The organism is Nocardia sp. Tas62D01 (assembly GCF_055232035.1).
Window position 1 is genome coordinate 3,610,035 of the sequence record NZ_JBUYUZ010000001.1, and the last position, 22,865, is coordinate 3,632,899.

The 22,865-nt window shown below is 65.7% G+C and carries 23 protein-coding genes and 1 tRNA gene; 16 read left to right on the top strand and 8 right to left on the bottom strand.

Features of this window, described 5'->3' with window-relative positions:
* Positions 1-539 precede the first annotated feature (539 nt).
* Positions 540-1,814 carry an IS4 family transposase gene (locus ACV7NQ_RS17520; protein WP_463365544.1) on the bottom strand — a complete coding sequence of 425 codons (1,275 nt, stop codon included), beginning with the start codon at positions 1,812-1,814 and terminating at the stop codon, positions 540-542.
* Between the two features lie 105 nt (positions 1,815-1,919).
* Between ACV7NQ_RS17520 and ACV7NQ_RS17525 the strand changes: the two genes are divergently transcribed.
* On the top strand, positions 1,920-2,072 hold the full coding sequence (locus tag ACV7NQ_RS17525) for a helix-turn-helix domain-containing protein (protein ID WP_463365710.1): 153 nt from the start codon (positions 1,920-1,922) through the stop codon (positions 2,070-2,072).
* Positions 2,073-2,493: 421 nt separating this feature from the next.
* Here ACV7NQ_RS17525 and ACV7NQ_RS17530 read toward each other — a convergent pair whose 3' ends face one another.
* Positions 2,494-3,219: a maleylpyruvate isomerase family mycothiol-dependent enzyme gene (locus ACV7NQ_RS17530; protein WP_463360655.1), complete on the bottom strand. Its 726-nt coding sequence runs from the start codon at positions 3,217-3,219 to the stop codon at positions 2,494-2,496.
* A gap of 65 nt (positions 3,220-3,284) precedes the next feature.
* Positions 3,285-3,677: a RidA family protein gene (locus ACV7NQ_RS17535; protein WP_463360656.1), complete on the bottom strand. Its 393-nt coding sequence runs from the start codon at positions 3,675-3,677 to the stop codon at positions 3,285-3,287.
* Positions 3,678-3,841: 164 nt separating this feature from the next.
* Here ACV7NQ_RS17535 and ACV7NQ_RS17540 point away from each other — a divergent pair, with 164 nt between their 5' ends.
* The gene (locus ACV7NQ_RS17540) at positions 3,842-4,162 is read left to right on the top strand and encodes a hypothetical protein (RefSeq protein ID WP_463360657.1); all 321 of its coding nucleotides are present in this window, start codon (positions 3,842-3,844) and stop codon (positions 4,160-4,162) included.
* Positions 4,159-4,626: a hypothetical protein gene (locus ACV7NQ_RS17545; RefSeq protein WP_463360658.1), complete on the top strand. Its 468-nt coding sequence runs from the start codon at positions 4,159-4,161 to the stop codon at positions 4,624-4,626. The genes ACV7NQ_RS17540 and ACV7NQ_RS17545 overlap by 4 nt, the downstream gene beginning before the upstream one ends.
* On the opposite strand, the gene ACV7NQ_RS17550 is transcribed toward ACV7NQ_RS17545, so the two are convergent.
* The 3 genes from ACV7NQ_RS17550 to ACV7NQ_RS17560 all read right to left on the bottom strand — a co-directional run bounded on the left by ACV7NQ_RS17550 (position 4,623) and on the right by ACV7NQ_RS17560 (position 7,184).
* A complete protein-coding gene (locus tag ACV7NQ_RS17550; protein ID WP_463360659.1) occupies positions 4,623-5,327 on the bottom strand; it encodes a DUF998 domain-containing protein in 705 nt (234 codons plus the stop codon). The genes ACV7NQ_RS17545 and ACV7NQ_RS17550 overlap by 4 nt on opposite strands.
* Before the next feature lie 274 nt (positions 5,328-5,601).
* Positions 5,602-6,033 carry a very short patch repair endonuclease gene (locus tag ACV7NQ_RS17555; protein ID WP_463360660.1) on the bottom strand — a complete coding sequence of 144 codons (432 nt, stop codon included), beginning with the start codon at positions 6,031-6,033 and terminating at the stop codon, positions 5,602-5,604.
* The gene (locus ACV7NQ_RS17560) at positions 6,030-7,184 is read right to left on the bottom strand and encodes a DNA cytosine methyltransferase (RefSeq protein WP_463360661.1); all 1,155 of its coding nucleotides are present in this window, start codon (positions 7,182-7,184) and stop codon (positions 6,030-6,032) included. The genes ACV7NQ_RS17555 and ACV7NQ_RS17560 overlap by 4 nt, the downstream gene beginning before the upstream one ends.
* Before the next feature lie 261 nt (positions 7,185-7,445).
* Here ACV7NQ_RS17560 and ACV7NQ_RS17565 point away from each other — a divergent pair, with 261 nt between their 5' ends.
* From ACV7NQ_RS17565 to ACV7NQ_RS17585, 5 genes are all read left to right on the top strand, one after another.
* Positions 7,446-8,696 carry a KasA/KasB family beta-ketoacyl-ACP synthase gene (locus ACV7NQ_RS17565; protein ID WP_463360662.1) on the top strand — a complete coding sequence of 417 codons (1,251 nt, stop codon included), beginning with the start codon at positions 7,446-7,448 and terminating at the stop codon, positions 8,694-8,696.
* A 106-nt stretch (positions 8,697-8,802) separates the two neighbouring features.
* Positions 8,803-10,728: a long-chain-fatty-acid--AMP ligase FadD32 gene (gene fadD32 / locus ACV7NQ_RS17570; RefSeq protein ID WP_463360663.1), complete on the top strand. Its 1,926-nt coding sequence runs from the start codon at positions 8,803-8,805 to the stop codon at positions 10,726-10,728.
* 274 nt (positions 10,729-11,002) lie between these two features.
* A complete protein-coding gene (locus ACV7NQ_RS17575; RefSeq protein WP_463360664.1) occupies positions 11,003-12,823 on the top strand; it encodes an ABC transporter ATP-binding protein in 1,821 nt (606 codons plus the stop codon).
* On the top strand, positions 12,820-14,985 hold the full coding sequence (locus ACV7NQ_RS17580) for an ABC transporter transmembrane domain-containing protein (RefSeq protein ID WP_463360665.1): 2,166 nt from the start codon (positions 12,820-12,822) through the stop codon (positions 14,983-14,985). Before ACV7NQ_RS17575 ends, ACV7NQ_RS17580 begins: the two co-directional genes overlap by 4 nt.
* A 36-nt stretch (positions 14,986-15,021) precedes the next feature.
* Positions 15,022-15,627 (top strand): putative glycolipid-binding domain-containing protein, encoded by a 606-nt coding sequence (locus ACV7NQ_RS17585; RefSeq protein WP_463360666.1) that lies wholly within the window; start codon positions 15,022-15,024, stop codon positions 15,625-15,627.
* A 292-nt stretch (positions 15,628-15,919) separates the two neighbouring features.
* Here the strand turns inward: ACV7NQ_RS17585 and ACV7NQ_RS17590 are convergent, their stop codons facing one another.
* Positions 15,920-16,870: a prephenate dehydrogenase gene (locus ACV7NQ_RS17590; RefSeq protein WP_463360667.1), complete on the bottom strand. Its 951-nt coding sequence runs from the start codon at positions 16,868-16,870 to the stop codon at positions 15,920-15,922.
* 58 nt (positions 16,871-16,928) lie between these two features.
* Between ACV7NQ_RS17590 and ACV7NQ_RS17595 the strand changes: the two genes are divergently transcribed.
* From ACV7NQ_RS17595 to ACV7NQ_RS17620, 6 genes are all read left to right on the top strand, one after another.
* Entirely contained in the window at positions 16,929-17,468 is a 540-nt protein-coding gene (locus ACV7NQ_RS17595) for a tRNA adenosine deaminase-associated protein (protein ID WP_463360668.1), read from the top strand.
* A gap of 54 nt (positions 17,469-17,522) precedes the next feature.
* Positions 17,523-17,957, top strand: a complete 435-nt coding sequence (locus tag ACV7NQ_RS17600; protein WP_463365711.1) for a nucleoside deaminase — start codon at positions 17,523-17,525, stop codon at positions 17,955-17,957.
* A gap of 91 nt (positions 17,958-18,048) precedes the next feature.
* Positions 18,049-18,136 (top strand) — tRNA-Ser (locus ACV7NQ_RS17605).
* A 174-nt stretch (positions 18,137-18,310) separates the two neighbouring features.
* The gene (locus ACV7NQ_RS17610; protein WP_463360669.1) at positions 18,311-18,469 is read left to right on the top strand and encodes a PIN domain-containing protein; all 159 of its coding nucleotides are present in this window, start codon (positions 18,311-18,313) and stop codon (positions 18,467-18,469) included.
* A gap of 496 nt (positions 18,470-18,965) precedes the next feature.
* A complete protein-coding gene (locus ACV7NQ_RS17615; protein WP_463360670.1) occupies positions 18,966-20,474 on the top strand; it encodes a catalase in 1,509 nt (502 codons plus the stop codon).
* A 378-nt stretch (positions 20,475-20,852) separates the two neighbouring features.
* On the top strand, positions 20,853-21,365 hold the full coding sequence (locus ACV7NQ_RS17620; protein WP_463360671.1) for a hypothetical protein: 513 nt from the start codon (positions 20,853-20,855) through the stop codon (positions 21,363-21,365).
* A gap of 148 nt (positions 21,366-21,513) precedes the next feature.
* Here the strand turns inward: ACV7NQ_RS17620 and ACV7NQ_RS17625 are convergent, their stop codons facing one another.
* Positions 21,514-21,870, bottom strand: a complete 357-nt coding sequence (locus tag ACV7NQ_RS17625) for a DUF6191 domain-containing protein (RefSeq protein WP_463360672.1) — start codon at positions 21,868-21,870, stop codon at positions 21,514-21,516.
* Between the two features lie 161 nt (positions 21,871-22,031).
* Here ACV7NQ_RS17625 and ACV7NQ_RS17630 point away from each other — a divergent pair, with 161 nt between their 5' ends.
* Together ACV7NQ_RS17630 and ACV7NQ_RS17635 are read left to right on the top strand one after the other, a co-directional pair.
* Positions 22,032-22,232, top strand: a complete 201-nt coding sequence (locus tag ACV7NQ_RS17630) for a hypothetical protein (RefSeq protein WP_463360673.1) — start codon at positions 22,032-22,034, stop codon at positions 22,230-22,232.
* A gap of 256 nt (positions 22,233-22,488) precedes the next feature.
* Positions 22,489-22,689 carry a hypothetical protein gene (locus ACV7NQ_RS17635; RefSeq protein ID WP_463360674.1) on the top strand — a complete coding sequence of 67 codons (201 nt, stop codon included), beginning with the start codon at positions 22,489-22,491 and terminating at the stop codon, positions 22,687-22,689.
* The last annotated feature ends 176 nt before the right edge of the window (positions 22,690-22,865 follow it).

Consider the following 22,865-nt stretch of genomic DNA (forward strand, 5'->3'; position numbering starts at 1 on the left):
CGGATCAGAAGGTTGGGAGTTCGAATCTCTCCGGGCGCACTTCGACAAGGCCTCCGGTGTTCACGCCGGAGGCCTTGTTCATATTGACCGGGCGCAGAGTTACTCCCTGGACGATCGTTGGTCCCGACCTCTTGTAGCCGACGATCCGTCAACGGCATCGAAACCTGTCGTATCCGAATGCGATGGTCGTCGTCCAAGCACATCGGAACAGTTCGGACAGATTCGGGGTCGGGATTGTTCAAGTGTCGGTGATGCACAACCGATCCAGGCACAATGCCGCTTAGCTCGCCCCCTGTAGAGCTGTGACCGGCGGTTTTGCGGATGGTCGTCGTTGTGTCGGCGTGATGCAGCTTTGGTTGGCCAGCCGGATGGTAGCGGGTCCGGTGTGACGGGTTCCCTTGTCTGCCTTGCGTTTTACTCGGAAGCTGTTGTGTCTGGCGCGTTTGACGACGCGGGGGTAGGAGCGGTGGCGGCGGGGGTTGAGGTGGCGTTTTGCGGTGATCTGTTCGGCGAGTTCGGTGTGGAGCTCGAGTTGGCGGTCAGGGGGAAAAACCGTCCGGGCCTGCGATGGTGTCGCGGGCGAGTCGGACGGTCTGGGTGAACTTCACGCGGTCGGGATCGATGCCGGTCTCGACCGCGGCCCGGCAGATCAGCGAGCAGATCGCGTAGTGGGCGATGAGGAATCCGTATATTTCCTGGCGGACCATGTCCGGGGTTTGCGAGCGCAGGGTTTTGGCGGGGCCGCGGAGCTGCGTCTTGATTTGCCTGTTCGCGGCTTCGTGTTCCCAGCGTTGGTGATAGGCCTCGGCCAGGATCAGCGAGGGTGCCTCGTGCGGGTCGAGGATGGTGGTGAGCAGGCAGATCAGCTCACCGCCTTCGCCACGGTCGGTGATCTCGTACTCGATGACGCGGGCGAAACGAGTCCGGTCCCAGTCCAACTCCTCCCCGGCTATGGCCGCCTCCAGCAGCTCGGCCCGCATTTTCGCCGGGGTTTTGGGCGCGAAAAGCAGTGTCACATAGGAGCCGTCACCGAGGCGGTCCACGATCGGCAGGTCCATAATGTCACCGAGACGCCACAACAGGTCGGCGTCGGTGTCGGCGCCCTGGCACCACAGTTTGAAACTGTAGAACCCCTGGTCACACACCAACATCATGCCGGGTTCGAGTAACCAGATCAGTTCGGCCGCGGCGGTGCGTTCACCGGTGCCCTTGCCCACGACCGGCCCGATCACCGCGCCCAGGCTCACATGCGAGCCGCATTCGGTCAACGTCACCACCCGTGCCTGTGGCAACACTCCCTTGCTCGGTTTACCGAATTCCGTTGCGTTGGCCTCGGTGTCGGCCACGTCGAACACCATGCCATCAATCGAGACCAGCCTGCGTCGCGCGTAGAACGCGTCCAGGGTCAGCCGCGACGCCACCGGCACCGCGATCCGCTCGAACAGTGTTTTCATCGGCTCGAACCCCAGCCGCTGCCGGGCCTGGGTGATCCCACCCGAGGTCGGCAAACTCCACTTCGGATCCCAACAACGCCAAAGCCGCAGCGGCCCAACCAGTTTCCGCATCACCCCCTCGTAGTCCACACCTGCGAACAACGCCAACGCGACCACGAAATACATCACCAAATGCGGCGGCAACGTCCCACCACGACGCTTGGGCGCCTTGCCGTGCTCGGAAATCGCCATCTCCACCGCATCACGGTCCACCACAGCGGTCAACACACCCAACGACACCTGATCGATCAACGACACCGCACCCACATCCACCACGTCGGCGACGCTAACCCCAGCACCGACACGATCCGGCACCGACACGCCCAAAAACGCTCCACACCAACCAGTCTCACAGACCAACCAGCTGGCACTACATCGCAATCATGCCGATGACCTGCGAAAACACGTCAAGCTAAGTGGCATTGGATCCAGGCATACCGATCTGCTCTCGATCCCACGCCGGATCAGGTTGTCATGCCGCGGTCGCATTGTGGGGCACAACGATTCGCGTTCAATTGGGGACTCGCGCTGGTCAGAGCCGACCTCGAGCAGCAGACGGTGGAGCGGTCCTACGGTTGAGTGAGCGAGTGTTCCGTTGCGATGAATGCCGCCTCGTACTGGATCGTGACCGCAACGCGCCGAACGCTATGCCCACCCGTATACGTTGTGATAGCGCAGTGCTGTCACGCCGGATCCGGTCACCGAAGCCCGTGCGACCGCGTAATGCTCCTACGCCACTGTGGCTGCCGCGTACCCGATTCTGATGTCTGTCAGCGCAAATATTGCCGAACTCGGCCGTGCCGTCAGACTTTCGTCACCAAGCTGTCGATATCGGCGGCGGGTACAGACAGGCTGGACGAACCTTCTCCGGTCCCGGTCCCGGTCTCGTCCGAGCCCGAGGGTTGTCGGCAGGCGAAGAGTCGACAGGAAGCCGGTGCGACGGCCGGGGCGGCGAGTCGGTCCCGGCCTCCGCCGCGCCACGAATTCCGTTGTCTCGAGGTCACTTCCATGCGGGTAGTGGTGGGAGATCGCCCGTCAGGTCGGCTCCGATCGAGCGGCCGAGGAGCCAGGCCAGTAGGGAGTGGGCGGGGCCGGTGATGGTGTGGGATCGGGCCGCCGTGCCGATTGTGCCGGTGAAGTTGGTATCGCTGGTGTGGATCTCGAACGTCGGGGTGGTCTCGGAGGCCGCAGCCTTGTTCAGGTCGGCGACTGCGTGGGGCAGTAGGCGCGTCACGAAGTCGGTCGGCCAATCGGCGGGCTGGTATCCGGCGGCGAGGTCCACGTGGTGGATTTCGACCTCTTGTAATCGCATCCACAGCACCTCTGTCGCGGCGATCGGCCTGCCCTGCCTGGTGCGCACGATCGCTTCCCAGGCCGCCGGGGGCATCGTCTGGGCGAGGCTGAGCCAGCGCCTCGCGGCGGTCTCGTTGTCGGTGAGCTGTTCGGCCAGTGGCCGTGGGGCGCCGGCTTCGATGTCGGCGTCGCGGATGAATTGGCTCGGGTACTGGGGGGTTTCGATGCCGGTGCGGGCCCACAGCAGGAGGTTGACCAGGCTGTCGGCATTGCGGGCCAGGTGGGCGAGCACGTGGCCGCGGGTCCAGCCGGGCAGCAGCGAGGGCTCGGTCACGTCGGCTTCGCCGAGACCACGGACGGTGTCGAGCAGGCGGGTCGTCGCCTCGGCGACGGTATCGAGCTGGACGGTGGTTTCCGGAGCATCGCTGGTCACGATCCGACCCTAGCGACACCGTCCCTGGCCCGCCGGGCAGTGCCGACGAGCCGGGCTGCGGGGTTTTACTCGCTGACGATGGCGTCGGCCTCGATCTCCACCAGCAGCGCGGGCGTGATCAGGGCGCTGATTTCGTACATGGAGGCGGCCGGGCGGATCTTGCCGAAGACCTCCGAGTGCGCCTTGGCGACCTCGGGCCAGCGTGAGATGTCGGTGACGAAGATGCGAGTGCGCACCACGTCTTCCAGGCTGGCGCCGGCTTCGGTGAGAGCGGTAGCAATGCGGTTGAGGGTTTCCCGAGTCTGCTCGCCGATATCATCGCCGCCGACCGCGGTGCCGCCGGGAGCCGAGGCGGTGCTGCCGCTGACCGCAATCACATTACCGACGCGGACGGCGCGGCAGTAGCCGACGATGTCCTCGAACTCGGAGCCGGAGGAGATGTTCACACGATCACCCATGGCGCCATGATGGCAGGCGGTGATGTGCGGCGGCGCCCGGGTGGACACCGACTCGTACTCCGGGTTCGCTGACCCGCCGCTTCGACGGCGCGCTGGTCTACCAGCCGAAGCCCGGCTACACCGGCACTGACTCTTTCAAGGTCACCACCACCGACGCGGTTCGGTTGCACACCACCGACATTCCGCCGATCGGCGACTTCGGCGGAACCACCGTGCAGGCCAGCGGTTTCGGCTCGGCCTGGACGACGGCGCCCGGCAGCAAGGACGAGTTCTACGGCCTCACCGACCGCGGCCCGAACGTGGACGGGCCCGGCAAGAACGAAAAGATCGCGCCGACACCGAGTTTCGTCCCCACGATTGCAGGATCCGAAGAGCACCAACGTCGCGCACTCCGAGATCACGGCGCTGAGCGCCACCACCTTCCTGGTCGACGAACGCGACGGCGACCTGGCCCCCGAGTCGGACAAGAAGTTGTGGACCGTTGACATCTCCGGCGCCACCCGTCGGACCGGACTCGAAGGTCGCAGGCGCGCAATACGATCCAGAGCGCGGCGGGCGGCAGGTCGACGGCAAGCTGCTGGAAACCCTGGTCGGCACGGTCGCCACCACCGAGGGCATCGCGACGCTGACCAAGGTCGGCATCGCCCCAGCGGCCAAGACGACGCACCTCGATCTCACCGCACTGCTCAACGGCCTCAACGCCGACGGCAAGTTCTACGGCCACGACAAGGTCGAGGGCGTGGCAACCCTGGACGGCGGCAAGACCCTCTATATCGCCAACGACAGCGACTTCGGCCTCGCCGCTAGCATCGGCGAACAACCGCCGTTCGGACTGAAGCCCAAGACGCTGCCCAACGGCGTGCAGGACACCGGCAAGATCCTGATGGTCGACACCACCAAGCTGCCCGCCAAGACCGACACCCACACCGTGGCGCTGAAGATCGACTAGTTATCCGGGTCGATCCATTCGCGACCCTCCAGAATCACGGCCGCGGCCAGCGTGATCAGCCAAAGCGACATCGATCCGACCTGGATCCGCTGGGCGATGCCGAGGGCGTGACGGCCGGGCAGGTTGTCGGCGACCAGCATCCACACGGTCGCCGACGACCCGATCACCAGCACCGCGAGCCCGGCTTCGCGCAGGATCCGCCAGCGGCGGTACCGGAACGCGGCAAGGCTGAACGCGAACGTCGCGATGGCGACGGCGGTCACCGCGATGGTGCTGGTGAGCGCGTGCGGCTGGTGCAGTTGCGGGAACAGCTCGCTGCTACCGTCGCACGCGCTGTCGTTGTGCGGGGTGCAGTCTCGCAGTGGCAGCAGCACGTCGCCGATGGTCGCGGCGGCGAAGCAGAACAGTGCCACCCAGCCGACGGTGGTCAATCTGCGGCGCGGGAACAGCAGCAAACCGGCGATGGACGCGGGCATCAGCAATATGCCCACGACCTTGTCTGCCGTAGCGAACACCTGTCGACCAGGCTTACCCTCCGCGTCGAGTTCGCTGAGGAACGAGTTGACCGGGTCGACATTGATATGCAGGACGAATTCCAGCAGCCAGGAGGAATAGGCGAGCCCTGCGATCGCGATAGCCGCGGCGATGAACGAGGAGACCACTCGTAGGTGTCGTTCGGCAATCTTCTGGCGACCAGTCACCCGACCCATTCTCCTGCTTGCACCTGGTCCGCTGATCAACGGTAGGTCAGTGTGTCCTAACCAACTCGGGTTCGGGCGTTATTCCCCACCCGACTCCCAACCCGCCCACAGGGACCTGTCAGGTCGGTCCGACATCCTGAAATGGACGAAGGAGGTTCCATGATTGCTTTTGCGACGGCCGCGGCCGGAATCGCGGTAATGACAGGGATGGCGGTGTCGGGATATCTCGCCGCCCACGCGCCACGCAGCCTGGTTCGGGTACGCCACCGCTAACTCAGGGTTGCGCATCGAGGGCGGCCTGAACCCGGTCCGCCGCCGCGACGGCATTCTCGTGCTCCCACACCCGAATCACCCGCCAGCCCGCCTCGGCCAACGCCGCGTCGGTGGCCCGATCCCTGGCCACATTGCCGAGCAGTTTCTGCGCCCACCATTGCGCATTGTTCTTCGGATCGGTCGCGTGCTGCGGGCATCGATGCCAGAAACACCCGTCGACATAGACCGCGACCCGCCGCCGGGGAAATACCAGATCGGCCCGGCGGCGCTGACCGAGTAGCGGCGCCCGATCGACGAAATATCGCAGACCCCGCCGGTGCAATTCTCGGCGCAGCGCGAGTTCCGGCGCGGTTGCGCTGCGCCGCTGCCGCGCCATCCGCGCACTCGTCGCCGCATCCGTCGCAGGCCGCTGCGAGGGCTGGCGCGAGCTCATGCCGCCCAGCCGCCCATGCGATCGAGATGGCTTTCCATATCGGCCAGGAAGCCGGGCGGAAACCGCAGGCTGCCCATGCCCGTGCGGCGCAGGAATCCGGCGGTGGCGCGGGCCGACAGCAGCCGGGAATCGGCGAGGAAGTTCCCCAGATCCTCATATGGCTCATGCACCGGCCAGGTCGAGACCGGCACCCGATGAGCGACGCCACCGCGACCCCACGCGGCGCTCGGCCACGGCGCGCCGGGCGGCAGCCGCTGGTCCTCGGGTATCGAGCCGAGCGGTGCGGCAAGCCGTGCCCCCACCCACGCCGCCATCCGCACATTCACCGCATTGCCGACCAGCTTCCAACGATGCCCGCTGCGAACGCCCGGCGCGTCGGTCGCGGGTGCGGTCCAGTCGGAATCGAAGCCCTGCAGACGTTCGCCGTCGACGATGCCCGGCGTGACCACCTCCCCGGACGGCAGCCGCACCGCGGGCGGGCTGGCGATGCCGAGCGCCGAACCGCCCTTGATGGTCGGGATCGCGTTCACCGCCCAGCCGAGGCCGCGCACGCCCTCGGTCCAGTAGAAGCCGCACGGATCCCGCTCCGGATCGCCGACGTCCCGTGGCCGGGCGTCGTCACCGAAGAGCACCTGGCGCGGATCCTCGGTGCGTGAAGCGAGCATCAGCACCCGCTGGCGCCGCTGCGGCAGGCCGAACGCGCGGGCATCCACCACCCGGTATGCCCAGATGTAGCCGAGCTCCTCCAGCGCCTCGGTGATATGCCGCATGGCCGCGCCGCGGCCGAGCTGCAGCATGAACGGGACGTTTTCGATCAGCAGCCAGCGCGGCCCCCGCTGCCGGCGCACCAGGCGGAACACCTCGTCGACCAGACTGGAGCGTTTTCCGGTGATGCCCGCGGTGCGCCCGGCCTGCGACAGGTCCTGGCAAGGGAAACCGGCGGCAACCAGCTCCGTCCCGGCCGGAATGGCGCGCAGCCTGGTGATATCACCGTGTAGCGGAATATCGGGGAAGCGCGCGGCCAGGACCGCCTGCGCGCCGGGATCGATCTCGCAGAGCAACTCGGTATCCCAGCCGTGCGCGCCGAGCCCGAGCTCCAGCCCGCCGATACCGGCGAACAGCCCGACCATCCGCCCGCCCGTCACAGTCATTCCTTTCCGCGATTCCACGTGCTCGCAGAGCAGGTTACTCGAGTCGCTATTCGGGCGATTGCCACGGCCGCGTGTCTTGCGATGGGAGCCGATCGGTCCGTCCGATAATGCATATCGGCATAATGCCTGTAGGCCGAGTCACGTCACGGCCCGCTCGATGCCAGGAGGCATATCCGCTCCTGGCCACTGCTGACCTTCCGGCGCTCCAGCGTCGCCGCGCAGTCCCCGGTTCTCCCCAGTGATGCCAGGAAAGTGAGCGAGATGCAGATTCCGTCTACCAAGAGCGGGAACTATCCAAACATTGTCGTGACCAGCCTCGCAGCGACCACATCGATCGCAGGCGATGTCGATTCGACCTGGAAGGGCCTGCTCAACGGCGAGAGCGGCATCGATGTCCTCGAAGACGCCTTCATTGATGACTTCGGCCTGCCGGTCCGCATCGGCGGACACCTGAAGGTCGCGCCAGGAGCGGGCCTGTCCCGCGGCGAGACCCGGCACCTGTCCTATGTGGAGCAGATGGCCATCTGCCTCGCCCGCGAGGTCTGGCGCAATGCGGGCAGCCCGGAGGTGGACCGGGATCGCCTCGGCGTGGCGGTCGGCACCGGGCTCGGTGGTGCCGAGGCCATCATCGACGCCCGCGACAAGATGGAAAACGGTGGCTACCGCAAGGTTTCCCCGCTGACCGTGCAGGCGATCATGCCGAACGGCGCGGCCGCGTGCGTCGGCTTGGAACTCGGGGCGCGGGCCGGTGTGGTGACACCGGTATCGGCCTGCTCGTCGGGCTCGGAGGCCGTCGCCAATGCCTGGCGGATGATCGTGATGGGCGATGCCGACATGGTCGTCGCCGGCGGCGTCGAGGGCTCCATCCAGGCGCTGCCGATCGCGGCGTTCACCATGATGCGCGCGATGAGCACCCGCAACGACGACCCGAAGTGCGCGTCACGGCCCTTCGACTCCGATCGGGACGGCTTCGTGTTCGGTGAGGCCGGGGCGATGATGATCATCGAGACCGAGGAGCATGCCAAGGCGCGCGGCGCGACCATTCACGCGCGGCTGTTGGGGGCGGGCATCACCTCCGACGGTTTCCATCTGGTCGCCCCCGCCCCCGACGGCAACGGCGCCGCCCGCGCGATGACAAGGGCGATGCAGACCGCCGGTCTGACCAAGAACGACATCACCCACGTCAACGCGCATGCCACCGCGACCCCCATCGGCGACACCGCCGAGGCGCGGGCGATCAACATCGCCGTCGGCAACCACGCGTCGGTCTACGCGCCGAAGTCGGCGCTCGGCCACTCGATCGGCGCCGTCGGCGCCCTGGAATCGGTGATCACCGTGCTGAGCGTGCGCGACAGCATCGTCCCGCCGACCCTGAACTTGGAAAACCAGGACCCGGAGGTCGATCTCGACGTCGTCAAGGGCCAGTCGCGACCCGGGCGGATCGATTACGCCGTCAACAACTCGTTCGGCTTCGGTGGGCACAACGTGGCGCTCGCATTTGGCCGGTACTGAGTGATCCGGTGCCGGGCGACCTGCTAATCTTCCCGGCGCTTCCGGTATCGATCTGTGTTCGGTGTCACTGCACGGCCTACTGCGTGCGTTGGAAAAGGATAAGGCGATGATCGGCGAGACCTTTGACGACTATTTGGACGAACAAGGCAATATCAAGATCCTGGGTGACAAAACCCTGATCGATTTCGTCGATAAGCACAGCGCAGAGAACGGAGACGGACTCGCGTACCGCTATATCGACTACTCGCGTGAGCGTGATGGCGAATACCAGGACCTGACCTGGCGTGAGTTCGGAGTTCGGCTGCGTGCGGTGGCGGCCAGGCTGCAGCAGGTCTCGCAGCCGGGTGATCGGGTCGCGATCCTCGCGCCGCAGGGCTTGGACTATGTGATCTCCATTTTCGCCGCGGTATATGCGGGCAATATCGCGGTTCCGCTGTTCGATCCCGAGGAACAGGGCCACACCGATCGCTTGCACGCGGTGCTCGGCGATTGCACGCCAGCGGCGATCCTGACCGTCGGCTCCGCCGCGGCGGGAGTGCGGAACTTCTTCCGGCATCTGCCCGCGGCACAGCGCCCGCGCATCATCGCCGTGGACGCGATCCCCGACAGCGTCGGCGCGACGTGGGTGCGGCCGGAGATCAATATCGACAGCGTCGCGTACCTGCAGTACACGTCGGGTTCCACCAGGACCCCCGCGGGCGTGGAGATCACCCACCGGGCGGTCGGCACGAACCTGCTGCAGATGATCGACGCTATCGGTGTCACCGAGAACTCGCGCGGTGTCACCTGGTTGCCGCTGTTCCATGACATGGGTCTACTGTCCGTGATTCTGCCGACCATCGGCGGCGAGTTCATCACGATCATGTCGCCGAGTGCGTTCGTGCGGCGTCCGTACCGCTGGATCAAGGAACTGGCCGCCGCCTCCGATGGCGCCGGAACCTTCGCCGCCGCACCGAATTTCGCGTTCGAGCACGCGGCAGCCCGAGGTAAGCCGAAGGCGGGCGAGTCGCTGGATCTGTCGAATGTGATCGGGCTGATCAATGGCAGCGAGCCGGTGTCGGTCTCGTCGATGAAGAAGTTCAACGACGCGTTCGCGCCCTACGGGCTGCCCAACACCGCGATCAAGCCCTGCTACGGCATGGCAGAGGCGACGCTGTTCGTGTCGGCGACCAAGGCCGAGGACGAGGCGAAGGTCGTCTACGTCGACCGCGATCAGCTGAATGCCGGATACATGGTCGAGGTCGAGCCCGGTACCGATAACGCCATCGCCCAGGTGTCCTGCGGCTATGTGGCGCTATCGCAGTGGGCCGTGATCGTCGATTCCGACACCGGTATCGAGCGGGCCGACGGCGAGGTCGGTGAGATCTGGTTGCACGGCGAGAACATGGGCATCGGCTACTGGGGTCGCCCGGACGAAACCGTGGAGACCTTCCGCAACACGCTCGTCACGCGACTGCCCGAGGGCAGCCACGCCAAGGGCACCGGACCCGACGCACAGTGGATGCGCACCGGTGATTTCGGCGTCTACCTCGACGGCGAGCTGTACATTACCGGGCGGGTGAAGGACCTGGTGATCGTCGATGGGCGCAACCACTACCCGCAGGACCTGGAGTTCTCGGCCCAGGAATCGAGCACCGCACTGCGCCCCGGTTTCGTCGCGGCGTTCTCGGTGCCCGCAAACCAGTTGCCCGCCTTGGTGTTCGAGCAAGGCAGCCACTGCGGGCTGACCTTCGACGCCGACGACACCTCCGAGCAGTTGGTCGTCGTCGCCGAGCGCGGAACCGGTGCGGGCAAGGTCGATCCGGAGCCGATCGCGGACACCGTGCGTGCGGCCATCGCGCAACGCCACGGTGTCACGGTGCGTGATCTGCTGCTGATTCCGGCGGGTTCGATTCCGCGCACCTCCAGCGGCAAGATCGCCCGGCGTGCATGCCGGGCCGCCTATATCGAGGGCACACTGCGCGGCGGGTATCAGCAGCAGGATTTCCCGGACGCACCAGTCGATTCCGAATCGCAGGGCGCGTCCGTTTAAGGATCGCGTCCGGTGAGCTGTCGAAGCGCTCACCGGGTGCGACCCTTGACCTCGAGATTGCTCGAGGTTGTTGGCTTGGGGCATGGGTGCCGTGCCGACCTGCCAGCCGAGTGTGATTTCCCTTGTGGATACCGGTTCGCGGGTATCGGACCAGCCGAAAAATCGGTTGGCCGATCCGGGCGTCGATGCGACGCTGGACTGTCGGACCCAGGTGCGAACATCATTGGGCGGTCCGTTCGCGACACCGCCAATCCGCGGACCACGAGGGGGAGCTTTGTCTGTCACGCTCGACCGGCCATCGGTCGAATCGGAGGCCGACAGACCGGCGCTGCCCGCCGCTTCGGCGTCGGGTCGCCTGCATTCGCTGCGCCGGTTTATGCCATACCTGCGCCCATATCGCGCCGCACTGCTCGGCGCCACCGCGCTCGCGGTGCTCGCCACGCTGACCGCGATCGTGATACCGCTGGTGATCGCGCGGATCATCGACGGACCCATCGCGCACCGCGATTTCGCGGGTCTGGTCGTTCCGGTGCTCGCGGTGCTGGTGCTGGGCCTGCTGGAAGCGCTGGGTGTGTGGGGACGCCGGTGGCTGGTGTCCAAGCCTGCGACGCATTTCGAAATCACGCTGCGCGCCAAAATCTTCCGCAAGTTGCAGTCGCTCGCCATCGGGCGTCATGACGCGTGGGAATCGGGTCAGCTGCTCTCGCGTGCGATCGACGATCTGGCCACGCTGCGCCGGTTCGTCGGGTTCGCCGGGCCGTTCCTGATCATCCACATGATCGTCATCCCGGTCGGCCTGCTCGTGCTGTGCGCGCTGAGCTGGCAGATCGGCCTGATATTTGGGATCATCTCGATCCCGCTGAGCTACATCTGTACGCGGTTCGCGCGGCGCTACGAGGTGGCGTCGCGGCGCTCGCAGGATCAGTCCGGTGATCTGGCGACCACCGCCGAGGAGTCGGCGCAGGGCGTCCGGGTGCTCAAGGCGTTCGGCCGCGGCGTGTTCTTCGGCGGACGCTTCACCGCGCAGTCGCGCGAACTCCAGCAGACCGAACTGCTCAAGGTTCGGATGGACGCGACGCTGATGTCGGCCACGGAGTGCCTGCCGCAGCTGGCCATCGCCTTCGCGCTGGGTTACGGCGGCTACGCGGTCGCGCACGGCACGATGACGCTCGGCACCCTGGTCGCGGGTATTACGCTGTCGACCTTCCTGCAGTGGCCGATCATCTGGACCGGCTTCCTGCTCGCCGAGCTGAACGATGCCCGCACCGCGGCGGATCGGTACTGGGAGATCATCGACGCTCCCGTCGACATCACCGATCCCGCTGATCCGGTGGAGTTGCCCGCGCTGATCGCGGGTGAACTGACCCTGGACGTTGTGCGATTCGCATTTCCCGATGCGAAAGGGGAGGTGCTGCATGATGTTTCGCTCAAGATTCAACCGGGCGAGACGGTGGCACTTGTTGGCGCGACCGGCAGCGGAAAGACCGCGCTGCTCAACCTGATTCCGCGGCTCTACGACGCCACCGGCGGCGTCATCACCATCGACGGTATCGATATCGCGTCGATGCGGGTGGCCGACCTGCGTTCGCTGGTGTCGGTGGCGTTCGAGGATCCGGTGCTGTTCTCGGCGAGCGTGCGAGAAAACGTCGCGCTCGGCGACCCGGAGGCCACCGACGTCGATGTGCGGCGCGCGCTCGACGTGGCCCAGGCCGCCGACTTCGTCGCTGACCTGCCGTGGGGGCTGGACACCAGAATCGGCGAGCAGGGCCTGAGCCTGTCCGGCGGCCAGCGGCAGCGGCTCGCGCTGGCTCGCGCGGTGCTCGCTAGGGAGGGCGCGGGCGACCGGACCCGAATCATGGTGCTCGACGACCCGCTGTCCGCGCTGGATGTGGAAACCGAAGAGCGCGTGCAGGAGCGGTTGCGCACGGTGCTGGCGGGCGCAACCACGCTGCTCGTCGCGCACCGCCCGTCGACGGCGGCGCTGGCGGACCGGGTGGCGGTGCTTGCCGACGGCCGGATCGTCGCCGAGGGCACCCACGACCAACTGCTGAAGACCAGCACTCGTTACCGCGAGCTGATGGGAGGTGAATCATGACCGCGGAGACAGAAGAGCATCCGGCTGCAGCGGCGGGTCCGGCAGACAAGAGCCCGACCGGTTCGGCCGACCAGGATTCCGCCGCCGACTGGCGCGGTATCGCCAGCGAGGACAAGGAGGTCACCGAGACCGGAAACCTGGTGCTGGCCGGTCGATCTCGGCGTCTGCTGCTCGATCTGGTCCGGCCCTACCGCAAGCTGGCAGTGCTGGCCCTGGTGCTGATCGTGGTCGACAACGCCGCGACGGTCTCGGCCCCGCTGTTCATCGCGCACGGGCTCGACACCGGCATCGCCGAGGGTAGCCGGGGCAACTGGATGCCGTTGACGCGCACCGTCGCCGGCTATCTCGTCTCGGTTGGTCTCGGCGTGCTCACCACCTTCTTCTTCCTGCGTATCTCCGGAAAGCTCAGCCAGAGTGTGCTGATCGACCTGCGGGTGCGTTCGTTCACGCACATGCAGCGGCTCAGCGTCGCTTTCCACGAGAAGTACACCTCCGGCAAGGTGGTCGCCCGGCTGACCGGCGACATCGAGACCCTGCAGGAATTGCTGGAGAGCGCGCTGAATCAGGCGCTGAGCGCGGTCCTTTCGGTGCTGACCATCGCGGTGCTGCTGATCTACCTCGATCAGACCCTCGCCGCGATCGTGCTGGCCGGTTTCGTGCCGCTGGTGCTTGTGACCCGCTGGGCGCAACGCAGGCAGCGCGCGGGCTACCGGCGAACCCGTGGCGCCATCGCGAGGGTCGTTGTGCAGTTCGTCGAGTCGATGGGCGGCATCCGCGCGGTGCAGACCTTTCGGCGCGAGCAGCGCAACGAATCCGTGCTGGCGTATGAGGATGCCGAGTATCGGCAGGCGACCACCGCCGCCATGCGCGGCATGGGTGACTACGCCGGACTCACGCGGCTGCTCGGCAACCTGACCACCGCAATCATCATCGTGGTCGGCGCCTGGCGGGTGATCGAAGGCGACCTCGCGGTCGGCGTCCTCGCGGCATACCTGTTATACCTCAACGAGTTCTACGGACCCCTCGACGAACTCGCCCAGGTCTTCAACTCCTACCAGTCCGCGGCGGCGGCGCTGGAGAAGATCTCCGGCGTGCTGGAGGAGGAACCCTCGGTGCCGGAGCCCACCGACCCGGTGTCGCTGGGCAAGGCGGCGGGCGCGGTCCGGATGGACCACGTGTGGTTCGGGTATGACACCAGCCCGAAGCGGCGCGGAAGTGTCGAAGCGAAACAACCAGCGAACACCGCGGTGACCGCGGTGGAGCAAGGCGAAGACAGTGACGCGAAGGCCGCGATCGCACTCGGAAAAACCAGCGGGAGCCCTGGGCTGCTGTCCGGAGATACAGCGGGCACAGCTGCGCTGTCGGTCGATGGTGGAGCCGCAAAGCTTGTGCGGCGCAACGATATTGCCGACAGCGCGCTTGTGCTGTCCGACAGGAGCGCGGCCGAACCGCCGCAGCGATTCCAGGCCAGGGCGCGTCCGGTGCTGCCCGAATTCACGCTGGATATCCCGGCCGGTCAGGTGATCGCGCTGGTCGGTGCGACCGGCGTGGGCAAGTCCACGCTGGCCAAGCTGCTGACGCGGTTTTACGACCCGTCCGGCGGCACGGTGACGCTCGACGGCACCGATTTGCGCGAGCTGACGGATGCCGACCTGCGCCGCAATGTCGTCATGGTGACCCAGGAGTCGTACCTGTTCTCCGGATCGGTGGCCGACAACATCCGGCTCGGCCGGCCCGATGCCACCGACGAGGAGGTCTATGTGGCGGCCCGGGCGATCGGGCTGTACGACTTCGTGACGGCACTGCCCGAGGGTTTCGCCACCGACGTGCGCAAGCGCGGCGGCAGGCTCTCGGCGGGGCAGCGGCAGCTGGTGGCGTTCGCCCGGGTGTTCCTAGCGGATCCCGCGGTGATCGTGCTGGACGAGGCGACCTCTAGCCTGGACATTCCGAGCGAGCGGTTGGTCCAGCAGGCACTGGAAACGGTGCTGCGCGACCGCACCGCGGTGATCATCGCGCATCGCCTGTCCACCGTCGCGATCGCGGACCGGGTGCTGGTCATGGAGGCCGGCCGGATCGTCGAGGACGGCGCCCCGAGCGCGCTGATCACCGGCACCGGTCGGTTCGCCGGATTGCACGCGGCCTGGCGCGAGTCGCTGGTGTGATGCGGACGCCGGGGGCGCGTCCCTTACGGTAGATACGTGACGAACCCAGCCTCTGGCTCCGACAGCCAACCGGCGGCATCGCGGTGGCCGGCGATTCTCACGTGGCGCGCGCACAACGCGGTGCGGATGGAATCGGTGCGCGTGACGCTGAACGGGAACCGTATCCGTGCCGCGGGCCGCATGATCGGTGGCGCCTGCGCCGACCATCCCGCCTTCAGCGCCTCCTATGACCTGGTCACCGATGAGAACGGCGTCACCAAGCGGCTATCGCTGCGCAGCACCACCGCGGCGGGCGAGCGGCACGCGTCCATCGCCAGAGACGCGGAGAACTACTGGCTCGTCGACGCGGGCGGCAGCCACGTGCGCTCCACCTTCGCCGGTGCCCTCGACGTCGACGTGGTGTTGAGCCCGTTCTTCAACACCCTGCCCATCCGCCGCTTCGGCCTACAGAACGTGGTCGGCGATGTGCAGGTCCCGGTCGTCTACGTCCGTCTCCCTGACCTGCTCGTCCAGGAAGCTAGCCTCACCTACAGTGGCGCCGCCGACGGCATCAGCGTCCTGTCCCCGGTCTCCAGCGCCACCGTCACCCTCGACGCCGACGGTTTCCTGCTGGATTACCCGGGGCTGGCCGAACGCATCTGACCGGGCGTGAATGTCACGACCGGACCCGGCAGCGGATGCCATTCGAAAGCGAATCGCCCAGCCGGTTCGACCGCGCGGACCGTCGCGGGAAAGCTGCCGTGTTCGTCCCACCGAAACACCATCGCGCCGCCGGGTCGCGGGTCCACCTCGGCGCCACCGAACGCATACCAATCCCGCAGCTACCTACCCTCGGTCAGCAGTGGCCAGATGTCCTCCGGTCGAGCGGCAATGAGGAGATCCTGCCGGACGGTGATCGGCATAGTGCATTCGCCTCCGATGTGGTTCGGACGGATCAATTCAGCTCGGTGAGCACACCACCGTGTTGGCCCGCCTCGTGTAATTGCCCGAGCCAATTGTGGTCGCCCGGGCGGATATCGGTGATGGGCCAGCGCTGTGCCGTTTCATAGCGCTGCCTGGCGTCGTGGCCCGCTTCGGCGAGATCGGCGAGCGACCCTTCCCCGAGCAGGCTGTCGCGCGCGGCGGCCAGCACGGTGAGCGTCTGTTCGAGCACGCCCAGTAGGGCCTCGGCGTTCGGCTCGCAGATGGCGCGGACCAGGTCGGGTGCGGTCGCGGCCACCCGGGTGCCGTCACGGAAGGACCCGGCCGCCAGGCCGAGCGCCAGTTCGCCGCCGGTCGCGCCGACCACCGCCAGCGACTCGGCCAGCACATGCGGCAGATGCGAGATCCGGGCGACGGCCCGATCGTGTTCTTCGGCGACGACCGGCACCACCACCGCGCCGCAATCCAATGCCAGCCGCACCACCCGGATCCACGGTTGCGGACGCGTGCCCTCGTCCACCCCGACTGCCCACGCCGCGCCCTGGAAGAGGCCGGGATCAGTGGCGGCCCAGCCGGATTCGGAGGTGCCCGCCATCGGATGGCCGCCGACATAACGGGCCGACAGCCCGTGCTTGCGTACCGCCGCGGCGACCGGCGCCTTCACGCTCACCACATCGGTCAGTGTGCAGCGCGGCGCGAATGTGGACACGTCGGCGAGAATGTGGTCGACCGCGGGCATCGGCACCGCGAGGACGATCAACGCGTCTGTGTCAGCGGCGCGGGTCAGCACGCCGAGCAGGTCGCTGGTGACGTCGAATCCATCGGCTCGCGCGGCCTGCGCACCCGCCTCCGAACGGTTGTATCCCCAGGCGTTATAGCCCGCGGCCACGGCGGCACGCAGCAGGGAACCACCGATCAAGCCCGCCCCGAGGACACACACGGGTGCTTTCTGGTCACGAGTCATCGGAACAGATTCGCATACGACTTCAACATTTCGGCTCGAGCCGACTACCGTTGCGGCCATGGCAGCACAGCGCTCGGGCACGAACAGGGCGGCGTCGGATGACTACGACGACGTAGAGGGGTTCGCAGTGGCCGTTGTCCGCGAAGAAGGACAATGGCGGTGCACTCCGTTGAGTTCGGCCGCGCTGACCGATTTGTCCGCGGCGGAAACCGAGCTCAAGGCATTGCGCAGTTCCGGCGCGGTGTTCGGATTGCTCGACATCGATGACGAATTCTTCGTAGTGCTCCGGCCCGCGCCGAGCGGTACCCGGATGCTGGTCTCGGATGCGACGGCTGCGATCGATTACGACATCGCCGCCGACGTGCTCGAGGCACTGAATGTCGAGATCCCCGACATCGACCCCGACGAACTCGACGACATCGACCCGTGGGAAGAGGGCGACCTCGGTGTGCTCGCCGATCTCGGCTTGCCCGAGCCGGTGCTCAGTGTGATCCTCGCCGAGACCGACCTGTACCCGGATGAGCAGCTCGGCATGATCGCCCAACGGCTCGGCTTCGCCAATGAACTATCGGCGGTGCTGGACAAGCTACCGCGCTGACCCGGGTTATCGGCTGACGTGGGTTTGCTGACCGACGGAATCTCCGACACCGACATGGTGCGCGCCGCGATCGCCGCGGCGGGTGGCGCGGGAGTTCGTGACGTGCCGGTGGGTGCGGTCGTGTTCGATTCCGCGGGACGCGAACTCGCGCGCGCGGCCAATGCCAGGGAAGCCCTCGGCGACCCGACCGCGCACGCGGAAATCCTCGCCCTGCGCCGCGCCGCCGAGGTGCACGGCGACGGCTGGCGTCTCGAGGGCGTCACCCTCGCCGTCACCCTGGAACCGTGCACCATGTGCGCCGGCGCGCTGGTCCTGGCTCGGGTCGGCCGCCTGGTCTTCGGCGCGTGGGAGCCGAAAACCGGTGCGGTCGGCTCGCTGTGGGACGTGGTCCGCGACCGCCGCCTCAATCATCGTCCTGAGGTTCGCGGCGGCATCCTCGAGCGGGAATGCGCCGCCCTGCTCGACGATTTCTTCCGCACCCAACGCTGACAGTGCTCGGCATAGTCGGGCTCGAAACCCTCACCCCCCGGCCTCTACAGGCGATTTATCGATCCGGCGGCGGTCCGGTATGGTTGTCGGCGGTGGCGTGTCCGAGCGGCCTAAGGAGCACGCCTCGAAAGCGTGTGAGGGGTAACCCCCCTCCGAGGGTTCAAATCCCTCCGCCACCGCTTATGCCCCTCACCTGTTTGTGCAGGTGGGGGGCAATTTTCTTCTCTGTAGCAGGGGGATTTAGTCTTGGCACGTGTTGGAAACAAGCCCAACGCCAACTCCAGTTCCAGTGGGTCGCGAAATCGTTCAACCCACTCGCGTTCGACGCCGAGACAGCCAACGTGTATGGGTCGTTGGCTTTTCTCCTCGAGCAGATCGGGCGTAAACCGCGAGGACGAGTGGCCGACATCCAGATAGCAGCTACAGCAGTCCAGTACAGCTTGCCGCTTTACACCCGCAACCCAGACGACTTCAAGGCGCTCGGACCGCTGCTGAACGTCGTCGCGGTGTAGCAACATTCGCCGGCCCAGTTCTGACTCCCGACGATCCTGACGGCCCCGGGGCCGGTCATTAGCGCACGCGGCACTTACCGCTGTGATGTTGGTGCCGACCGGTCGTCGCCGGGTGGGTTGAAAGGTTCCCGCAGACATGGTCGAATTAGTGCACGACGGGTGGCTGGTCGTGGCAAACGCTGGACTGCTTCGCGGTGTCGATCCGCAGGCTGCCGCGGGGTAGCTCGCGTGCTCACGATTCTCGACAAACACCTGCCGCGTATGGCACGCGTTTTCGTCTCGACACGAGCAATCGACTTGTGCTCGCTGCCTGCACACCGCCGGGTCATCCGCGGTGCCGTGTATGACACCGACCGACGACTCGGCTGACCGACCGGCGCCGACGAGGTGGAGTCCAGGTTCAGCACCGATGGTGGGGCCCATGACCGCCAGCCCGCCGACGTCGCACAACGGTCCCGATGGGGCCGCGGCTCTATGTCTGTGGAAAAGGAGAGAGATGTCTGAGCCGAACTACACGACCGATGCCGCCGGAATTCCGGCACCGAGCGATGACCATTCCTTGACCGTCGGCCCGGATGGCCCGATTCTGCTGAACGACGCGTATCTGATCGAAAAGATGGCGGCGTTCAATCGTGAGCGCCTGCCGGAACGGCAACCACATGCCAAAGGCGGCGGGGCGTTCGGCACGTTCGAAGTGACCCACGATGTCACTGCCTACACTAAGGCCGATGTGTTCCAACCCGGCAAGCAGACCGAAGTGCTGGCGCGGTTTTCCGCCGTCGCCGGCGAACAGGGATATCCCGACACCGTGCGGGATCTGCGTGGGTTCGCTGTGAGGTTCTACACCGAGCAGGGCAATTTCGACCTGGTCGGCAATAACACACCCGTCTTTTTCGTGCGGGATCCGATGAAGTTCCAGGACTTCATCCGGTCGCAGAAGCGCCGTGCCGACAACAATCTGCGCGACAACGACATGCAATGGGATTTCTGGACCCTGTCACCGGAATCCGCGCACCAGGTGACCTGGCTGATGGGAGATCGCGGTATCCCGGCCACCTTCCGGTACATGAACGGGTACTCCAGCCACACTTACATGTGGATCAACGCTGCAGGCGAACGGTTCTGGGTCAAGTACCACTTCAAGACCGATCAGGGCATCAAGTTCCTGACCCAGGACGAAGCCGATCATATGACCTCGATCGACATGGACTACCACCAGCGCGATCTGTGGAAAGTGATCGAACGCGGTGAGTATCCGAGCTGGACCCTGAAGATGCAGATTATGCCGTTCGACGACGCGAAAACCTACCGCTACAACCCCTTCGATCTCACCAAGGTATGGCCGCACGGCGACTATCCGCTGATCGAGGTCGGCAAGATGACCTTGAACCGCAACCCGGCCAACTACTTCACCGACATCGAAGAAGCGGCGTTCGAGCCCAGCAACGCAGTACCCGGCACGGGTCCCAGCCCCGACAAGATGCTGCTCGGTCGCTGGTTCTCCTATGCCGACGCGCATCGACACCGGATAGGAATCAACTACAAAGAACTACCGGTCAATTCGCCACACGCCACTGAGGTCCGATCGTGGGCGAAAGACGGCGCCATGCGCCACAACAACCCGGGCGATCCGGTGTATGTGCCCAACTCGAAGGGCGGACCGCACGCCGATCCCGCAGTGGCGGGACAGCCCGCGGGTTGGTATGCCGACGGCGAGATGGTGCGAACCGCCTACACGCTGCGCGCGGACGACGACGACTGGGGACAGGCCCGCACGATGGTTCGCAAGGTTCTCGACGATGCCGCCAGGACACGACTGGTCAACAACATCATCGCGCACCTGCTCGACGGAGTGAGCCCACCCGTGCTCACCAGGACGTTCGCGTACCTGCGCAACATCGACAAGGATCTCGGTGACCGAGTCGAGCAAGGAGTACGCGCCAAGCAGGCACAACACGAACCGACCGCCGCAGACCGACCGAAAGTCGGCCAACAAGGTAGATGAACACCGGCGACTGATCTAAATAGGCGTAGCTCCTTCGTGGGGACTCGCTGACCTGTGTAAACGTGGCGTGGGGCTGTTGCGGTTGCAAGAACTCGCTGAACAGCCCTAGCCTCCACCATCGCATCCTGCGGACGCAGCTGGACCACACCGGACACCAGCTCCCGATGCGCTGTTCCCCGCCGCCAGATCGACCTGCCGCAACCCCGCCTCCCGCGCCACCGAACAGCGGGCGAGTCATGCATCAAATGGGATCGTCTTGGCAAACTGCAAGGCCAGCAGCCGTTCTCGCACTATCGATCCGCGAGCCTGAACCCCAGATTCCATCAGGCAACCAGGCGATTCTCGCCCGTCAGATGCAATTCCCGAGAGTTCGCGTAGGTGTACAGCGTCTTCTTCAGCGTCAAAGTCGCGAATTTGATGATGGTGCAGCACATTCGCAATGCGGAAGCAGTGACGATCGCAACGCCCGGGCTAGAGCACGGCGAGGACATGAAACAGGCGATCACCGAACTGTGCGCACTGATCACCCCCGAGCAGGTGTACCCGCGCGGCTATCGGTGGCCGTCGCTGCCGCCCTCGGAGCTCGGTGAAGGTTCCGTGACGCTTACTGAATGGGATGAAACCCATATCCGCAGTCGTGCAAAACGACTCGGATATGACCTCGCCAAGACGTGGTGTTCGGTCTCGGGCCCGATGACTCGCCTGCTGGACGTGGTGGCACGGGTGGATGTCGACGCGGTGATCGTGCTGAATTTGGAACATCTCGGTGGAGATGTGCCTGACGAGTTGGTGAAGGTGTGCGACGCGATCACGGTGTCGCCCGAGAACACCTACGTCCGATGGCCGCGCCCGTTGCCGGGTTTGCCGGGGGGGCGGTGTGTGAACACCTAGCAGCAATGAGGCTGGAAAGGAGGTGACAACGATGGTGAGTGTGCAGGGACCAGGGCCGGATGGCAATGCCAACGACAATTGGAACGAGCAAGCGAACGCCGATGACGACGGTCAGGACGACTGAGCAGGTCAAGCGGCCATGATCGAGTTAGAAACGCGATGCGGTACCAGGTTCGAACGGCCGCGAGGCCGAGATTGAAGTAGGCCCCGGAGAGATCCGGGGCCTACTTGTCATCGACCGCAGGACGACGGTCTGGCGGTTGAGGTCGACGCCGAGTCGAGGGGGTGCGCCCTGGGCTTCTTCGTCGCGCAGCATCGAGATCGAGTCGCGTTGGTCGAGTTCCATGCGCTTGGTTCCGTAGAACATCGCGGTGAACTCGTCGGTGAAGGTGCCCGAGACCGGGTTGCGGCGTTTGCGCCGTTTTCTGGTCAGCGCCTCGTAGAGTGCGACGATCATCAGCAGCATGACCCAGCCGGGAATGCTCCACGCCAGCAGTGCCTCCATGTCCGGAAGAACGACTCGAAATCGGTCGAAGTTCCCTGGGTAGTCGTCTATTTCGCGGGTATATGCGAAATAGGCAAGTGCGGCAAGGACGCAATGACATGATGCGCCGCAGGACGGTCCGCGCGGGAACGATGCGCAGAAGATACATGAGCGAGAGTCGCATGAGAATAGGTAGCCTTTTGGTCCTGATCTGGTTGGTTATCGGTGCGATAGCCGCAGGTCAGCGCCACTACTTCGACAGCGGTCCGGTCAACTGCGCCGGCTTCAGCACCATCGCGGTCACCGTGATCGCGGGTCCGCTCAACTACATGGGTGTGAACCCGAAGGTCTCGGATTGCAATGTGCCGCAACCTAGTCCGTAACAGCGCGGGCAGCTGACAGCGGCATTACGGCAGCTGGGCCGGGGACTGCTCGGCACGGGTGGTCCAACGGCCCAGCTGCGCCGTTGTCACGGGTCGGACGGCGCGGCGCGCAAACAGTCGCAAATGGTGGGCGGGTCGCGCGTTGGCACGGATAATCGGCTCACGCGCGGGTATCCGCCCGGTAGGAAGAGCGGGACGGACGCGATGAGAATGCGCCGTCGAACGCACCCGCGCGGCAGAGATGCGCGGGTGAAACATGAAACGGGGCACTGCTCTAGTCCTGATCTGGCTGGTCATCGGCGTGATCGCAGCGGGTCAGCGCCACTATTTCGACAGCGGTCCGATCAATTGCGCCGGGTTCGGCACGGTCGCGCTGACCGTGATCGTCGGCCCGCTGAACTATATGGGTGTGAACCCGAAGATCGCTGATTGCAATGTGCCGCAACCTAGTTCGTAGCGGTAGGTGATCAGGGAGGCCGATCGAAGTACGCACCGAGCACCGGTGGTCCGTGGACCTCCGGTGCTCGGTCGTGTCGGTCGCAGCGCCTGCCGAGAAACATCGCAGCAACATCGTGGATAACCCGAGTGTCTACGGGTATTCGGGGGAATACGTGAGTGCAGAAAGAAGGCGAT

What these genes read in the sequence shown, in the direction of transcription:
- ACV7NQ_RS17535 (WP_463360656.1), bottom strand. Translation starts at nt 3,677, where the DNA reads ATGGGTGATCGTGTGAACATCTCCTCCGGCTCCGAGTTCGAGGACATC.
- ACV7NQ_RS17555 (WP_463360660.1), bottom strand. Translation starts at nt 6,033, where the DNA reads ATGAGCTCGCGCCAGCCCTCGCAGCGGCCTGCGACGGATGCGGCGACG.
- ACV7NQ_RS17560 (WP_463360661.1), bottom strand. Translation starts at nt 7,184, where the DNA reads ATGACTGTGACGGGCGGGCGGATGGTCGGGCTGTTCGCCGGTATCGGC.
- ACV7NQ_RS17565 (WP_463360662.1), top strand. Translation starts at nt 7,446, where the DNA reads ATGCAGATTCCGTCTACCAAGAGCGGGAACTATCCAAACATTGTCGTG.
- fadD32 (WP_463360663.1), top strand. Translation starts at nt 8,803, where the DNA reads ATGATCGGCGAGACCTTTGACGACTATTTGGACGAACAAGGCAATATC.
- ACV7NQ_RS17580 (WP_463360665.1), top strand. Translation starts at nt 12,820, where the DNA reads ATGACCGCGGAGACAGAAGAGCATCCGGCTGCAGCGGCGGGTCCGGCA.
- ACV7NQ_RS17590 (WP_463360667.1), bottom strand. Translation starts at nt 16,870, where the DNA reads ATGACTCGTGACCAGAAAGCACCCGTGTGTGTCCTCGGGGCGGGCTTG.
- ACV7NQ_RS17595 (WP_463360668.1), top strand. Translation starts at nt 16,929, where the DNA reads ATGGCAGCACAGCGCTCGGGCACGAACAGGGCGGCGTCGGATGACTAC.
- ACV7NQ_RS17600 (WP_463365711.1), top strand. Translation starts at nt 17,523, where the DNA reads ATGGTGCGCGCCGCGATCGCCGCGGCGGGTGGCGCGGGAGTTCGTGAC.
- ACV7NQ_RS17615 (WP_463360670.1), top strand. Translation starts at nt 18,966, where the DNA reads ATGTCTGAGCCGAACTACACGACCGATGCCGCCGGAATTCCGGCACCG.
- ACV7NQ_RS17625 (WP_463360672.1), bottom strand. Translation starts at nt 21,870, where the DNA reads ATGGAGGCACTGCTGGCGTGGAGCATTCCCGGCTGGGTCATGCTGCTG.
- ACV7NQ_RS17630 (WP_463360673.1), top strand. Translation starts at nt 22,032, where the DNA reads ATGAGAATAGGTAGCCTTTTGGTCCTGATCTGGTTGGTTATCGGTGCG.
- ACV7NQ_RS17635 (WP_463360674.1), top strand. Translation starts at nt 22,489, where the DNA reads ATGAAACGGGGCACTGCTCTAGTCCTGATCTGGCTGGTCATCGGCGTG.